Origin of the sequence: Shewanella sp. DC2-4, assembly GCF_013248875.1 — a bacterium.
In the GTDB taxonomy this organism is placed as follows: domain Bacteria; phylum Pseudomonadota; class Gammaproteobacteria; order Enterobacterales; family Shewanellaceae; genus Shewanella; species Shewanella oncorhynchi.
Genome location: NZ_JABRVR010000002.1, coordinates 2878688 through 2895168 on the forward strand (window position 1 = coordinate 2878688; position 16481 = coordinate 2895168).

The window sequence follows — 16481 nt, forward strand, 5'->3', positions numbered from 1 at the left end:
ACTCATTCAACATTTATTCGCTCAACATCAAGCTCACGAATAAAATCACTTGATAAATCAATAGCACGTGCAAGGTTAGCGGCTTCACTGGTGCCTGACGACTTTCTTGGGACAAAACTATGATCGCCGTCGGTTATCCAAACCAATCCTATCTCAGCTTTCAAGGGCCAGCTTGGGATCTGCGCTTTGCCACCAAACTTATCCCGCTCCCCCTGTACGACTAATACTGGGACTTGGCATTCATTCAAAGGTTCCAATCTAGGCTCGCCGCCTTTGAGTGGCACAAAAGGATAACCTAAACAAATCACCCTATCGATGCGCGCCGCTGATGCAGGATCGCAGGCTAATAGGGCCGCCATACGACCGCCCATGGATTTCCCCATTAACACCACACGTTCAACTTGTGGTTGTGAGTGGGCGATATCGAGCATATGTGTAAAACACGCGAGCAATTTAGGCGCACGGTCCGGTGGACGCCGTTTGCCATCGACTGCATTCGCCTGCATATAAGGAAAATTAAAGCGCATCACTCGGAAGCCCTGAGCAACGAATCCCGCCGACATGGCCTGCATAAAATCAGAATCCATGTTAGCACCCGCACCGTGGGCCAATAAAATCAAAGTACTCGCAGGCTCCCCTTCTAATACATAACTCGGCTTATCCGGGCAACAACTCACTGCGAGACTCCTCGGCAAACATGTCTAACATCCATTCACGAAACGCCACCACTTTACCCAGCTCAGCATGGTTTTGCTGGCAAACTAAGTAATAAGCATCTTTACTGACCAAGACTTCTTGGAATGGACACACAAGCCGCCCAGCTTTGATATCGGGGCGTGCCAGCACGCTGTAACCCAGAGCAACCCCTTGACCGTGGGCCGCCGCCTGCAATACCAAAGACGAATGACTGAAAATAGGTCCTTGATTCACATTAATATCGGTAATGCCACATTGCCTAAACCACGCCTGCCAATCGTGACGATTCATATCATGTAATAGCGTGTGATACTTTAAATCGCTCGGTTTTGAGAGTGGTTTAGGACCGTTGAGCAACATGGGCGAACACACGGGAATAAGCACTTCGTTTCTGAGCTTATCCGCACGTAGCCCAAGCCAATTACCTAAGCCATAATAAATAGCCACATCCACATCATCGGTTAATGAACTCGCTTCGGTATCAACGGCCTTAATTCGCACATCGATATCGGGATTTTTCTCACTGAATTTAGCCAAACGTGGCACTAGCCATTGAATCGCAAAACTGGGGGACATACTGACCGTCAGCGAACCAATCGCACTGCGGGCGAGTAATCTGTCGGTGGCATCGGCAAGCTGAATAAAGATATCTTTGATGTCGAGAAAATAGCTTTGCCCTTCTTCGGTTAATAGCAAAGAACGGTTCTTTCGACGAAATAATTTTAATCCGAGGAAATCTTCTAATGCCTTTATTTGATGGCTCACCGCAGCCTGTGTAACAAACAATTCTTCCGCTGCCCGCGTAAAGCTCAAATGCCGCGCGGCTGCCTCAAAAGCTTTAACCGCATTAAGCGGTGGTAATCGTCTCGACATAGTGATCTCAGTCTCGTTTTTTAATTAGTTTTTCTAATCCGTATTGTTACATTTAATCGTTTGTAAAGGCCAGCGTTTTTGGTTAAATTTTGCGCCAATGAAACAGCTTATCAACGAAACACCAATAGCGATGAAACATCCATAGCTATGAAATACCTAAGTTAGACAATCTCAAAGTTGATGATGGGAATGTCTGACAGCGTTAATTTGTCAGCCCGGAGGCGACTATGTTCAATTTAAAATCGGCATTTGCGTTAATATTAGTCTCAGCACTCAGCTTTAATGCCAGTGCAAATGTACTCGTTGACGAAATCGTCATTGACACAAGCGACTTGCAAGCCAATATCACTGCAGATTTAACCGCTGCAATGAATAAAATGCACCAAGAAGTGCTACAAGAAGCCACTCTGCTGATTGCCACAGACGATGTCGCATCTCATCAGCAAGTCGTTAAAGCCGAATAACCTAAACGACACTGAAACTCAGGTCGCGCTCAGTAAGAGCAAAGAAAAAGCCGCATTAATATGCGGCTTTTTTGTACTTAAATAGCAAATCAATCCCACTGACGATATACGGCAATGGGCAGGTTTTCGCCCGACTTATGGACGATACACTTTCACGTTCGTGTAACCTTGCTCGATTAAATACAATGCCTGCAATTTACTCATCACCCCACGCTCACAATAGAGCAAATAAGTCTTTTGCTTATCGAGATCGGCAAACTGAGTCGCTAACTTGAAGAATGGGATGCGCTTTATCTCAATACCTTCAATTTGCAGCGGTTTGCTTTCCTCTTCTTCAGGGGCACGAATATCAATGACCACTTGGTTGGTATCGATACTGGCAACTGTTTCTGTCTCAGTAATCCGAGTATCCATTTGTTCTGCGATCTCCCTGATATCGATAGTGACAGATTGGGCGATGATCTGATCAATCAAATCCTCAGAGAACTTTTTCTCTTCCGCTTCAACCTTAGCTAATACCGCTTTTACCGTCGGCTTTTGCGAAATTACGCCGCAATATTCAGGCATTGATTTAGCAAAATCTTCGGTGCCGATTTTACGGCTCTCGTTGATAATGTCTTGCTTATCCATGGCGATTAAGGGACGTAGAATCAATAACTCAGTACAACGGTCGATGACGTTTAAGTTGGTCAGGGTCTGGCTAGACACTTGGCCTAAACTTTCACCGGTAACTAAGGCTTGAATGCCCATACGCTCGGCGATACGCGCCGCGGTACGCATCATCATGCGTTTCAATACAACGCCCATTTGACCGTTATCGATACGCTCTAAAATCTCAGCAACAACAGGCTCAAAAGGCACGGAGATAAACTTCACTTTGTGGGATTCACCGTAGGTTTTCCACAAATGGTAAGCCACTTGTTTAACACCAATTTCGTGCTGTGCGCCGCCCAGATTGAAGAAGCAGTAGTGGGTACGAGCGCCTTTTTTAATAAATTGATAGCTAGAGACGCCAGAGTCAAAACCACCCGAAATCAAGGACAATACATCTTCCTGTGTTGCCATCGGAAAACCGCCTAGACCTTCAATACGCTTAGTCACCATATAAAGATTATCGCGCTCAATCTCTAAATTAACGGTAATGTCCGGATTCTTTAAACGCACGCCCAGCGCATCAGTAAACTGGTTTAAGCCACCACCGACATAACGCTCAACTTCAATAGAATTAAAATCATGATCGCCAGTACGCTTTACTCGCACGCAGAAGGTTTTACCCGCGAGTTGGTCACGGTAAACAGGCAAGACTTGCTGATAAATATCATCAACAGATTCAAAGCTGTACTCATCCACTTGCACTACGTGTGCAATGCCAGGAATACACGCCAGACGCTCACCGAAAGCTTGCGCCAATTCAGGCTTATCCTTTGGTACCATCACCATAATGCGGTCCCATTGACGCTGCACTTTTGCATCTTCGTCAACTTTTTTAAGCACATTACGGATGTTAGTTTCGAGCATTTTGGTGAAGCGCATGCGTACAGGCTTGCTCTTCATCATGATTTCTGGATACAGCTTTACAATAAACTTCATGGGATTTCCGCGGGCAATTTTAAAACAGCAAAATTGGTTAAAAGAATAATCGGGGGATTATATACCCAAGCAACCTAAAAAGGCGAGTTTCAGCGCACATAGCCAACAGCGACACAGGCCACATTTGTGGCGTATTCATCGCGTATTAATGACTAAATCACGGCAGCTAATTAGGCTGAAATAATGTCACTAAAACCTATTCGAGAAGTTTGAATTGCCCTGCTTAAAATAAGTGATTTGAGATGAATCATTAACAATAAGTCGTTGAGGGATAGTTAAGGAAACTTAGGGATTACACACTCAATGTGATTAACGTAAAGCCCAAATGGATTTAAATCAACCACAGCGATTTGATGCATAACACGTTAACTAAAAAGGGAAAAGCCCACATTAGCTCGATAAAAAAGCCGCAAGATTATTGCGGCTTTTGATTGGGAGTATCTAAACACTTAAGGCGAATTACCGATCTGAATTTCTTCAGACTCCTTCGCTTTACCTTGCTCAATAGCAATTTCAACCCTGCGGTTACGGGCACGATTTTCCGGAGAATCGTTAGGCACAATCGGATTGTTAGACGCCATACCAACCACTTTCATTCGATTAGAATCAAAGCCGCTGACCTGTACTAACTCATGGGCCACTGCTACGGCACGTTTGCTGGATAAATCCCAATTAGAACTATAGAGCTCATCGCTTATTTGCATATCATCCGTGTAACCTGACACTGTGATGACACCTGGCACATCTTTTAACAATTCGCCGACTGAGCGTACCACAGGTTTAAATCGAGGCTGCAGGAAACCTGAGCCAGAAGCAAATGCCCCCTTCTCACGTATACGAATAATAATCTGCTGACCTAATGACTCAATTTCAATCGATCCATCGGTGATCTCTTTATTCAGCTCCTGCGCCATCTTCTTCACTTGCTGATTGATCTTTTCTTGCGCCGCTGCCGCTTCCGCTTTAACGGCATCGGCAACTTCTTGAGCCGTAGCACTCGCTTCGCCCCCCCGCTGAGAACCATTTTGCTGCTGCACGCCGCCCGCACTATCGTCTTCACCCGCTTGGAAATCCAATACAGGTTCAGTCATTTCATTCGTTTGCTGGTTAATGATTTCAATCGGAGTCGGCTCAGGGCGACCAGGTCTAAACTCTAAGGCAATGACAGAAGTCCCCTTCGGGATATCTTTAACTTCCACCTTATTTTGCACACCAAAGGCATACTTCATTGAGCCCGCAATCTGTTTATACTTCATCACATCCATTTCAGAAAATGACAATAATAATACAAAAAAACACATCAACAGCGACATCAAGTCGGCAAATGTTGCCAACCACATCGGTGCTCCGGGCGGCGGACAATTGCACTTAGCCTTAGCCATCGGCTACTCTCCGTCCGTTGTATCGATTTTACGATTTTTCTCAGCCAGATAATTTTTCAAAAAGCCTTCAATCACCCGTGGGTTTTGTCCGTCTTGAATCGCCAATACCGCATCCATAATAAGGTTACGGTTAAGCATTTCCTCTCCCATCCTAATCGTTAACTTATCCGCGATAGGAATACAAACCATGTTAGCCAGCACCGCCCCATAAAGGGTTGTTAAAAGTGCAACGGCCATCGAGGGACCAATAGATTTAGGATCCGACATATTCGCTAACATGGCCACGAGACCAACGAGTGTACCTATCATCCCCATAGCTGGTCCCACGTCAGCAAAAGCTCTAAAAATTGCTATCCCGGTGCGATGACGTTCCTCTGTCAGCGTAATATCCTTCTCTAAGGCGTTACGGACCACTTCGCCATCATGACCATCGACCAACATATCAACAGCTTTTTGCATAAAAGTATTGCTAATTTGCGCTTCTTCTAATGCCAAAAAACCCCCTTTACGGGCAGCATCCGCCATAGTCACTGACTGTTCAATCAAGTCTTCAGGTTTATCAATTTTGAACACAAAAGCTTTTGCAGCTATTTTAGCCGCATTTAAAAACTGTTTTAGATTGAATTTCATCATTACGACGAAGAAAGACCCGCCGAATACAATCACAACCGAGGCTAAGTCGTAGAACATCATTACGCCACCACTGATCACCATCGACCAAATGATAAAACCAAAGCTCCCGACTAATCCGATTATTGTTGCTAAATCCACAACGGCTCCTCAATTTTCGTAATAAACGACATAATACTTACTCTGGGTAAGCAAGAACACTCAGTTATTCTACCGAATAAGATAATCCTACCGACACACATACGAGCCTTGTTTATCCAGATAAAAATTACCATACAAATGATGATACTATTGTCAGTTATCGGACACACACTAAGCAAGTTTAGCGACAATTTATATTTTCTGGAAAATTTCAGTAACAAAGCGTGCTATTGAGCAAATATCTTTAGTCTGAATTTGACCCTTACGCCGCCCTGATATACCTTGTGTCCGCTAAATCAAAGGAAACCTGAACGTGGCGAAGAAACCCGAAAATCTTAGTTTTGAAGAATCCCTTGGCGAACTTGAACGCATCGTTGCCGATCTAGAACAAGGCGATATATCCCTCGATGACGCGTTAAAACAATTTGAACGTGGCATCAATCTCGTTCGAAATAGCCAAGCAAAACTCGAACAAGCCCAACAAAAAGTGGCCATTTTACTGAAACAAGACGAAAATGCGCCCCTATCCCCCTATGCCGTTGAGGGCGAATAAGCGTGTTAGTCAGTACAATTCAAGAATATCAACAACGAGTTGATGATCAATTAAAACAGCGTTTTAGTACGCTTGAAGATACCGCTCCCCAATTAAAAGCCGCTATGACTTACGGTGCCTTATTGGGAGGGAAACGCATTCGACCGTTCCTCGTATACAGTGTAGGGCGCATGTTTGGGGTCGAACTTGAAAAGTTAGATGCTTGCGCCGCAGCCATTGAATGTATCCATGCTTATTCATTAATCCACGACGATTTACCCGCCATGGACGATGACGAGCTCCGCCGTGGCCAGCCGACAGTGCATATCGCCTTTGATGAAGCGACGGCCATTTTAGCGGGGGATGCTCTGCAAACCTTAGCCTTTGAAATTGTCACCGAAGCTGTACCAGGGATCAGCAGCGAACAACATATTGCTATGGTAAGAGTATTAGCCAAAGCCTCAGGTTATCGTGGTATGTGTGGAGGCCAAGCGATAGACTTAGCATCGACCGATAAACATATTGATCTTAAAGCGTTAACTCAGCTTCATAATATGAAAACCGGCGCCCTTATCAGCTGCGCCGTTGAGTTAGCTTTGATCGCCGCAAACGCGCCAAAAGATCAGTATGCTGCTATGATGGATTTTGCTCGTGCGGTCGGACTCGCCTTCCAAGTACAAGACGATATCCTTGACATAGTAGCCACCACCGAAGAGCTAGGTAAACCGCAAGGCTCTGATACTGAATCGAATAAGAGTACGTTTCCACAACTACTTGGACTACAAGGTGCACAAGACACCGCCAAACAACTGATCCAAGAGGCACTATCAGCGCTGGCTAAATTGCCATACAATAGCCAGTTAATTGCAGACTTCGCCCGCTATATCATTGAGCGAAGAATATAATAAGAGTCGAAGTATCTCGCTATGAGTTTGGACATTTCTCAGTTTCCCGTGTTGGCGCAGGCCAACACCCCCAATGAGCTCCGCCAGCTTCCTCAGGCACTTTTACCACAAGTAGCCGATGAACTGCGCGAGTTCCTTCTTAAGTCTGTTGGCATGTCCAGCGGACATTTTGCCTCTGGGCTCGGCACAGTAGAACTCACTGTGGCACTGCACTATGTCTACAATACCCCTTTTGATCGACTGATCTGGGACGTAGGCCATCAAGCCTATCCCCATAAAATTCTCACGGGTCGACGTGACAAGATGCACACCATTCGGCAAAAAGATGGCTTACATCCTTTCCCATGGCGTGAAGAAAGTGAATACGACACTTTCAGTGTTGGCCATTCAGGCACGTCGATTAGCGCCGCGCTGGCGATGGCGATAGCTGCAGAAAAAGAACAAGCAGGTCGTAAAGTGGTCGCTGTCATCGGCGATGGCGCTATGACCGGCGGCATGGTGTTTGAAGCCATGAACCACGCGGGCGACTTGCACAATGACATGCTCGTGGTACTGAACGACAACGAAATGTCGATTTCAGAAAATGTCGGCGCCCTCAACAATCACTTAGCACAACTGATGTCAGGCCGTTTCTACACCACACTGCGCGAAGGCGGCAAAAAAGTGTTGAAAGGTATGCCTGTCATCAAAGAAATGGCCAAGCGCACTGAGGAACACCTCAAAGGTATGGTCGTTCCTGGCACTCTATTTGAAGAGTTAGGTTTCAACTACATAGGTCCTATCGATGGCCACGACGTAGACGCTCTGGTCGAGACCATGCGCAATATGCGTAATCTGAAAGGTCCACAGGTGCTGCACATCATGACCAAAAAAGGTCGTGGTTATGAACCTGCTGAAAAAGATCCTATCGGTTGGCATGCTGTGCCTAAGTTTGACCCATCGCTATTTAAAAAACCGGCCACCAAACCCGGTTTACCGACCTTTTCTCAAGTCTTCGGTAAATGGTTATGCGACATTGCCGAACAAGATAAGAAAGTGTTAGCGATCACTCCTGCGATGCGTGAGGGTTCGGGCATGGTGGAGTTTTCCCAGCGCTTCCCGAAACAATATTTTGATGCAGCGATTGCTGAGCAGCATGCAGTCACCTTAGCGGCGGGTTTTGCCTGCGAAGGTTTCAAGCCTGTAGTCGCGATTTACTCGACTTTCCTGCAACGCGCCTATGATCAGCTTATTCACGATGTCGCACTACAACAATTGCCCGTGTTATTTGCCATTGACCGTGGCGGTATCGTCGGTGCCGATGGTCCAACCCACCAAGGTGCATTCGATTTAAGTTTTATGCGTTGTATCCCTAATATGGTGATCATGGCGCCGTCCGATGAAAACGAATGTCGTCAAATGCTCTACACTGGCTATTGCTATGATGCGGGCCCAAGTGCGGTGCGTTACCCAAGAGGTAGTGCCACGGGAGCGATGCAAGTCGAGTCCATGACTGCGTTGCCAATTGGTAAAGGTGTCATTAAGCGCATAGGTAAGCGTATTGCCATACTTAACTTTGGTACCTTGCTCGCATCGGCATTAACCGCTGCCGAAAGCTTAGATGCGACGGTTGTCGATATGCGCTTTGTGAAACCACTTGATGTTGATCTGGTAAAAGAAATGGCACTAACCCATGAAGTGTTAGTCACTGTGGAGGAAAATGCCATTATAGGCGGTGCGGGTGCCGGAGTGCTTGAACAGCTTCAAAAGCTAAAAATGCCTAAAGCCGCACTCCAAATTGGTTTGCCAGACGAGTTCATTAAACATGGCTCGCCAGAGGAAGTCATCCACGATTTGCAACTGGATGCCGAAGGCATACTGGCGCAAATCAATGCTTATCTAGCGCAATAGGCTGAACTTGCTTATCTCGTTAAGACGCTAAATCTTATCAATAAAAAATTCCGCCCATAAAAAAAAGGACTGCAATTGCAGTCCTTTTTTGTTGCTGTCTTTTATAACAGCGGCTGATCCAATAAAGCTTAAGCTTCGATATCTATCGTCGCAGTTTCTTGGTTTGGGCCACCCTGTGACACCATCACCATAGCAGGGCGCAGCAAGCGACTGTTCAGCTCATAACCCTTTTGCATCACCAACATCACAGTGTTCGCAGGGAACTCGGCGCTTGGCTGCATGCCAATCGCTTGATGTTGATCAGGGTTAAATGACTGACCTTGTGGATCAATTTGCTTAACACCAAATTTAGCCACCGCAGTGAGTAAGCTTTTTTGAGTTAACTCAACACCTTGATAAATCGCTTTAGTCGCTTCATCTTCTGGGTTTGTACCCATTAGCGCGCGCTCCATGTTATCAAGCACAGGCAAAAGCTCATTGGCGAACTTTTCCAAGGCAAACTTATTCGCCTTTTCCACATCCATTGCGGCACGACGACGAATGTTATCGACCTCGGCTGCGGCGCGGATGACTGAATCCTTCTGCTCTTCAACTTTCGCCAAAGCTTCAGCGAGTAACTGTTCCAGCTCTTCAATACGGAAATTGGCCTGGGTAAGCTCATCGATCAGACTTGCTTCTGCGGTAGATACTTCAGACTCTACACCCTCTTGGATCAGATCCTGTTCTGCTTTAATCGATTCGTTGCTCATTTTCACTCCAGCTAAAAATGCTTTGTTTCTGAAATACTCTGGGCATATTATGGGGATCAATTTTGACGTTTCAAGGCCTAAGGCCAGATCTAGCATAAATATGACCACAAAGTTTCATACTATCGGCCTTATCGGCAAACCTCACCACCAAGGGACCAACCAAACCTTAAAGCGTCTGCATTATTGGCTGACAATGCAGGGCTTTGAAGTCTTAGTGGAAGAGCGTGTTGCTACCGAATTAGGACCCAATATCATAGCGGTCGATTTACTAGAAATTGGCGCGCGTTGTGACTTAGCCATAGTCGTCGGTGGTGACGGTAACATGCTCGGCGCGGCAAGGGTATTAGCCCGCTTTGATTTAGGCGTGATTGGGGTTAACCGCGGCAATTTAGGCTTTTTAACCGATCTGCCGCCCGATGCCTTCGAAGAGGCGCTCGCCAAGGTACTCGATGGAGAGTTCGATACCGAGCATAGATTCTTACTCGAAGCCGAAGTCTATCGCCACGGTATGCTCAAGGCGAGCAACACCGCCGTCAACGAAGCCGTACTCCATCCGGGTAAAATTGCCCACATGATTGAGTTTGAGGTCTATATTGACGATCAGTTCATGTACAGCCAACGTGCCGACGGCATGATAGTGTCAACGCCTACCGGTTCAACGGCCTACGCCCTCTCCGCTGGCGGCGCTATTCTGACGCCTAATTTACAGGCCCTAATCTTAGTACCTATGTTCCCGCACACTTTGTCGTGCCGCCCGATTGTTGTCGATGCGTGCAGCACCATAAAAATGGTTGTATCACCTGAAAATGGCGAAAACCTCGAAGTCAGCTGTGATGGCCACGTGCATTTAGCCGTGTTACCCGGCGATGAAATCATAGTGCGCCGCAGCTCTGAACGTTTACGGCTTATTCATCCTAAAGGACACAACTATTTCCACGTTCTGCGGACCAAATTAGGCTGGGGCAGCAAATTGTTTTAAGTCTGTATCTTTGGGCTAAATCACCAATAAAAGAGACATATCACGTCTCTTTTTTATTTTGTAAATTTAACCTAGAAGGTTGCGATTAAAGCCTTATCTTTTCCCCTGCACAGTCTTTGGTGAACTTTTTAGCACTTCTCACAAACGACTAATATTCGCATTAATGGCGTTTAAGCATTAATGACACTAACCAGTCTGATAAAAGTTCAAACAGTATTTTTTAGTTTTGTTACTTAAAATTTCTGCTTCAATTTCACCCTGTTCTCTCAATTTCCCCTCTTAACCCATTAGAAGCGGTCACTATTTATTTCAACTTTTCTGTTGTTCTCTCAATATACTTGAATATTTTGGCTGGCTGTTCGCTCAAATAAACTGAAATTAAATTAAATAATGGTTATTAAATTTCATATTAAAGTAAAATTCATTAAGTGATATCCATCACAATAAAATCCCACCATTTTAAAACGTGCTCTAGATCACTATAAAAAACCATTCCAAAATTGACATATTAGGCAAGCATTACAATAGCTTGATGAAAATAGAAGTAAATGAGTTAATCCAGCCACAACAATCTATGCGACCTTAATCACACCTTAAAAATGACTGAAAAAACCAATAACAGACTATTAATGAAATAAATGGATCAGTTAATTGCAATAATGACGATGAATATGAGTGATAGCTCTACTTTTAATAACCAGAAAAACAACAAATTTAATTTAATATAACCAAAGTAGATATACACCCAACAGTCTAAGTGATCATTGTCACATATAAGAAAATCCCCCGAGAGAAGCACCCCGCAGCACTGTAAATTAGCATTTCATATAACAGCCAAGATGATCTAGATCATATTAGTCAAGCTCACAATAGCGTCTAGTACACAACACAGAATGTCGAGACCGTAAGTACTTGCAGTATTAACTGCTGATTTATTGGTCTGGGAAGTCGACATGAAGGCAGATGAAAAATCCTAATATCAATAATAAGACAGACCACTTTATGAAGAGGCAAGCATGACAATACTTCAACTCCTCGCTAGCTTGACGCCAGTGCTCAGTGTAATGCTATTTCTAGTGTTACTCAGAATGCCTGCATCTAAGGCTATGCCTATCTCCATGATAATCACAGCGCTCGCCGCCGTGTTTATTTGGCAAATGGATACCACATTACTGGCGGCATCGGTCCTCGAAGGACTGCTCTCAGCCATCACACCATTAACCATCATTTTTGGTGCCGTATTCCTACTCAATACCCTGAAATACTCAGGTGCCATGGACACTATCCGTGCAGGGTTTACTAACATCAGTGCCGATGCCCGTGTACAAGTCATTATCATCTGTTGGTTATTCGGTGCCTTTATTGAAGGTAGTGCTGGTTTTGGTACTCCCGCAGCCATTGGCGCACCACTACTGGTATTGCTTGGTGTACCACCCGTTGCCGCAGCTGTCGTGGCTTTGATTGCTGACTCGGCCTGTGTATCCTTCGGTGCGATTGGTCTACCCGTACTTTTTGGGATGGAACAGGGTCTGATCCAAGGTGGCGTGAGCATGGCGGCGGAGCAATTTGCTGCCCATGGGGGTAACTATGCTGGTTATGCTCGATATATCGTCATGCATATGATCACTATCGACTTAATCACAGGTTCATTAATTCCTCTCGTAATGGTGACCATGCTAACTGGATTCTTTGGTCGCAATAAATCCTTTAAGGAAGGCTTAGCAATTTGGAAATTTGCGATTTTCTCAGGTCTTGCCTTTACCGTCCCCGCATGGATCATCAACTACCTTGCAGGCCCAGAATTCCCTTCGGTTATCGGTTCATTGATCGGTATGGCCTTAGTGATCCCGGTTGCGCGTAAAGGCTACTTACTGCCTAAAACACCATGGAATGATTTCGCAGAGAATGACAGTCAAGAAAGCGGAAAAGTCGAAACAACGGCTAAGTTTTCCCAAATTGCCGCTTGGACACCTTACATCATCATGGCTGCGCTTTTGGTACTGTCGCGTACAGTGGCACCGTTAAAAGCATGGTTATCAAGCTTTAACATCAGCTGGACAGGCCTAATGGGCACTGAGCTTAAAGCCAGCTTCGCAACCTTATATGCACCAGGTGCCTTCTTTGTTGCCGTGTGTATTTTAGGTTTCTTCCTGTTCAAAATGAAAAGCCCTGCGATTCAGCAAACGGTCGGTGTTTCATGTAAGTCCATGTTGCCAACCATTATTTCATTAGGCGCATCAGTGCCTATGGTGAAAATCTTCTTAAACTCAGGCGCGAATGGTGCAGGTCTTGCCTCAATGCCTGTCGCTTTAGCGGATATGTTGGCAGGTTCCATGGGCGCAGTGTGGGCTTGGATGGCGCCTATCGTGGGGATTTTTGGTGCCTTCTTATCCGGTTCAGCCACCTTCTCAAACATGATGTTCTCCAGCCTACAATACAGCGTTGCCGACAATATTGGCATGAACCACACACTGGTATTGGCACTACAAGGTATCGGTGCAAACGCCGGTAACATGATGTGCGTAATGAACGTGGTTGCCGCTGCAACGGTAGTGGGTATGGCAGGTAGAGAGTCAGAAATTATCCGTAAAACAATGCCTGTTGCCATTGGTTATGCCTTACTGGCGGGCACAATAGCTACCCTGTGGGGTGGATTCTAAGCCGTTTTATTTTATTGAATGCCCGAAGTCACTCCCAGTGACTTCGGCTTTAATCTATTAATAAAGAGAGTGATGCTATGTCGATTAACTATAAACTGGTCATCGATGATCTAAGAACGCAATTAGGTGATCATCCCGTGACGGATGATCCCGTTCGCCGTTTTGCCTGGTCCACCGATGCAAGCTACTTCAGGATAGTCCCAGAAGTGGTTGTCCATGCAGAAACCCTAGAACAGGTAAAGCTCACATTAGCCGTTGCCCGTAAGCATGATGCACCCGTCACGTTTAGGGCCGCTGGAACCAGTTTATCTGGCCAAGCTATCGGTGAAGGTATTTTGTTGATCCTTGGCCATGATGGTTTTAGAAAGATTGAAGTCAGTAGCGATGCCAAACAGATCACCTTAGGTGCGGCTGTCATTGGTTCCGACGCTAACGCCGTACTCGCGCCGCTTAACCGCAAAATTGGTCCCGATCCCGCCACCATAGGCTCCGCCAAAATTGGTGGTATTGTGGCAAACAATGCTTCGGGAATGTGCTGTGGTACTGCGCAAAACAGTTACCAAACTATCGCTTCCGCGAAACTTCTTTTTGCAGATGGTACTGAACTCGATACTGGCTGTGAAAAATCGAAAGCTGCCTTTGTTAAATCCCATGGAAAAATACTGGATGCGCTGACAGAACTGTCGCACATGACTCGCCATAACACAGTGTTAGCGGACAGAATTCGTAAAAAGTATTCCATTAAAAATACCACCGGCTACGGCATCAATTCGTTACTCGATTTTACCGACCCATTTGACATCATCAACCACTTAATGGTGGGGATGGAAGGCACCTTAGCCTTTATTAATGAAGTCACCTATCACACAGTGAATGAAGCTAAATTTAAAGCCTCAGCTATGGCCGTATTCCATAATATGGAAGATGCCGCACGAGCCATACCACTGATAAACGGTGAAAGCGTTTCTGCTGCTGAACTCCTTGATTGGCCATCAATCAAAGCAGTAACGGGCAAGCCTGGCATGCCAGATTGGTTATCAGAATTACCGGCCCTATCCGCTATTCTACTGATAGAATCCCGTGCTGATGACGACAAAACCTTAGAAAATTATACTCAAGATGTCACCGCGAAACTCGCCGGCTTTGACTTTATCCGCCCAATGGAATTTAGTACTAATCCAGCGGTTTATGACAAATACTGGGCAATGCGCAAAGGCTTGTTCCCGATTGTAGGTGGTGAGCGTCCAAAGGGAACCTCAGTTATCATCGAAGACGTGGCCTTTGAACTAGAGCACCTTGCTGCTGCGGCGCACGATATCACTGAGCTTTTCCATAAACATGGTTACCCTGAAGGCTGTATTTATGGCCATGCTCTTGCGGGGAACTTCCACTTTATCATTACCCCCACCTTCTCGACTCAAGCTGATATCGATCGTTTCCATGCCTTTATGGATGATATTGCCGACATGGTGATTAATAAGTACGACGGTTCAATGAAAGCCGAGCATGGTACTGGCCGTGCTGTCGCGCCGTTCGTCGAAAAAGAATGGGGACAAGATGCTTACACTTTGATGAAGAGCATCAAACAAGTATTTGATCCACAGGGTATTCTAAACCCAGGCGTTATTCTTAACGACGATAGCAATGTCCACGTTAAAAACATCAAGCCCTGCCCTGTGGTCGATGATTTTGTTGATAAATGTATCGAATGTGGTTTCTGTGAAAAAACCTGTCCAACATCAGCACTCAACTTCTCACCTCGTCAGCGTATTGCGACTCTGCGTGAAATCGAACGTTTAGAACAATCCGGTGATAAAGCCGCCGCCGCAGAAATGCGCGCCGCCGCTAAATACGATGTAGTTGATACCTGTGCCGCCTGCCAGCTTTGCACTATTGCTTGTCCAGTGGATAACAGCATGGGCCAACTGGTGCGTAAACTGCGCACGCCGTACATCAGCACTACTGAACAAAAAGTCTTAGATTTCCAAGCCAAACACTTTGGCGCAGTTAACCAGGTTATCAGTTCAGGTTTTGACATGCTTGGCGTGATCCACAAGATCACTGGCGACAACATTACCAGTGCCCTAATGAAAACCGGCCGTTTGATTTCAAAAGAAGTGCCTTATTGGAACCCCGATTTCCCGAAAGGCGGCAAATTGCCAAAACCATCCCCCGCTAAAGTTGGCCAAGAAACAGTGGTTTACTTCCCAGCCTGTGGCGGTAGAACCTTTGGTCCGACGCCAAAAGATCCCGATAACCGCACTTTGCCAGAGGTGGTTGTCACGCTGCTGGAACGTGCTGGCTATAACGTCATCACGCCAGAAAAAACCCGCGATTTATGTTGCGGCCAGATGTGGGAATCTAAGGGCGACTTTAAAAACGCCGATGCCAAACGCCAAGAACTTATCGATGCAGTGAGCAAGATGACCAATGGTGGCAAGCTGCCAGTGATCGTCGATGCCCTGTCTTGCACTTACCGCACTTTGTCAGGTAATCCAAAAGTACAAATTATCGACTTAGTTGAGTTTATGCATGACAAGCTACTGACTAAGCTCAACATCAGCAAAAAAGTCAATGTGGCACTGCACTTAGGTTGTAGCGCACGCAAGATGAAACTTGAACCTAAGATGCAAGCAATCGCTGATGCCTGCTCTGCACAAGTGCTCAAACCTGCAGGAATTGACTGCTGCGGTTACGCGGGTGAAAAAGGCTTGTATAAGCCTGAAATCAACGCCAGCGCACTGCGTAATATCAAAAAGCTCATTCCTGTCGAGATTAAGGAAGGCTATTACGCCAACCGTATGTGCGAAGTCGGTTTGACCCAACACAGCGGCATTTCCTACCGCCACTTAGCTTATCTGCTCGAAGAGTGCAGCCGCTAATCTGGTATGTCAGTAGTAAACAACGGGGCTATTTTTAGCCCCGTTTGTTTATATAAGCGAACTATTCTCATTTATTTGTCATTAAGTATTTTTTGAGAATTTCAAACC

Annotated in this window: 13 protein-coding genes; 7 read left to right on the forward strand and 6 right to left on the reverse strand. The window is 45.7% G+C overall.

Features of this window, described 5'->3' with window-relative positions; all coding sequences use genetic code 11:
- Positions 1-2 precede the first annotated feature (2 nt).
- Together HQQ92_RS13350 and HQQ92_RS13355 are read right to left on the reverse strand one after the other, a co-directional pair.
- Positions 3-677, reverse strand: a complete 675-nt coding sequence (locus HQQ92_RS13350; protein WP_173245984.1) for an alpha/beta family hydrolase — start codon at positions 675-677, stop codon at positions 3-5.
- Entirely contained in the window at positions 658-1569 is a 912-nt protein-coding gene (locus tag HQQ92_RS13355; protein ID WP_173245987.1) for a transcriptional regulator GcvA, read from the reverse strand. The genes HQQ92_RS13350 and HQQ92_RS13355 overlap by 20 nt, the downstream gene beginning before the upstream one ends.
- Before the next feature lie 227 nt (positions 1570-1796).
- On the opposite strand from HQQ92_RS13355, the gene HQQ92_RS13360 reads away from it, so the two are divergent.
- Complete coding sequence (locus HQQ92_RS13360) at positions 1797-2033, forward strand: hypothetical protein (protein WP_028760686.1); 237 nt, start codon at positions 1797-1799, stop codon at positions 2031-2033.
- A gap of 135 nt (positions 2034-2168) precedes the next feature.
- On the opposite strand, the gene thiI is transcribed toward HQQ92_RS13360, so the two are convergent.
- From thiI to pomA, 3 genes are all read right to left on the reverse strand, one after another.
- On the reverse strand, positions 2169-3623 hold the full coding sequence (gene thiI, locus HQQ92_RS13365; protein WP_028760687.1) for a tRNA uracil 4-sulfurtransferase ThiI: 1455 nt from the start codon (positions 3621-3623) through the stop codon (positions 2169-2171).
- 449 nt (positions 3624-4072) lie between these two features.
- On the reverse strand, positions 4073-5005 hold the full coding sequence (locus HQQ92_RS13370; protein WP_028760688.1) for a flagellar motor protein MotB: 933 nt from the start codon (positions 5003-5005) through the stop codon (positions 4073-4075).
- Between the two features lie 3 nt (positions 5006-5008).
- A complete protein-coding gene (gene pomA / locus HQQ92_RS13375) occupies positions 5009-5776 on the reverse strand; it encodes a flagellar motor protein PomA (RefSeq protein WP_028760689.1) in 768 nt (255 codons plus the stop codon).
- A gap of 313 nt (positions 5777-6089) precedes the next feature.
- On the opposite strand from pomA, the gene xseB reads away from it, so the two are divergent.
- Genes xseB through dxs form a run of 3 tightly spaced genes read left to right on the forward strand, consistent with a single transcriptional unit; the run spans position 6090 to position 9103 of the window.
- The gene (xseB, locus tag HQQ92_RS13380; RefSeq protein ID WP_006080884.1) at positions 6090-6329 is read left to right on the forward strand and encodes an exodeoxyribonuclease VII small subunit; all 240 of its coding nucleotides are present in this window, start codon (positions 6090-6092) and stop codon (positions 6327-6329) included.
- A gap of 2 nt (positions 6330-6331) precedes the next feature.
- On the forward strand, positions 6332-7213 hold the full coding sequence (gene ispA / locus HQQ92_RS13385; RefSeq protein ID WP_028760690.1) for a (2E,6E)-farnesyl diphosphate synthase: 882 nt from the start codon (positions 6332-6334) through the stop codon (positions 7211-7213).
- A gap of 21 nt (positions 7214-7234) precedes the next feature.
- Complete coding sequence (gene dxs, locus HQQ92_RS13390; RefSeq protein ID WP_173245991.1) at positions 7235-9103, forward strand: 1-deoxy-D-xylulose-5-phosphate synthase; 1869 nt, start codon at positions 7235-7237, stop codon at positions 9101-9103.
- Positions 9104-9231: 128 nt separating this feature from the next.
- Here dxs and grpE read toward each other — a convergent pair whose 3' ends face one another.
- Entirely contained in the window at positions 9232-9852 is a 621-nt protein-coding gene (gene grpE, locus HQQ92_RS13395) for a nucleotide exchange factor GrpE (protein ID WP_113941025.1), read from the reverse strand.
- A gap of 100 nt (positions 9853-9952) precedes the next feature.
- Here grpE and nadK point away from each other — a divergent pair, with 100 nt between their 5' ends.
- The 3 genes from nadK to HQQ92_RS13410 all read left to right on the forward strand — a co-directional run bounded on the left by nadK (position 9953) and on the right by HQQ92_RS13410 (position 16373).
- Entirely contained in the window at positions 9953-10831 is an 879-nt protein-coding gene (gene nadK / locus HQQ92_RS13400) for an NAD(+) kinase (protein WP_081729057.1), read from the forward strand.
- Positions 10832-11847: 1016 nt separating this feature from the next.
- Entirely contained in the window at positions 11848-13491 is a 1644-nt protein-coding gene (locus HQQ92_RS13405) for an L-lactate permease (RefSeq protein WP_049821741.1), read from the forward strand.
- A gap of 77 nt (positions 13492-13568) precedes the next feature.
- Positions 13569-16373 carry an FAD-binding and (Fe-S)-binding domain-containing protein gene (locus tag HQQ92_RS13410; protein WP_113941023.1) on the forward strand — a complete coding sequence of 935 codons (2805 nt, stop codon included), beginning with the start codon at positions 13569-13571 and terminating at the stop codon, positions 16371-16373.
- Positions 16374-16481 lie beyond the last annotated feature (108 nt).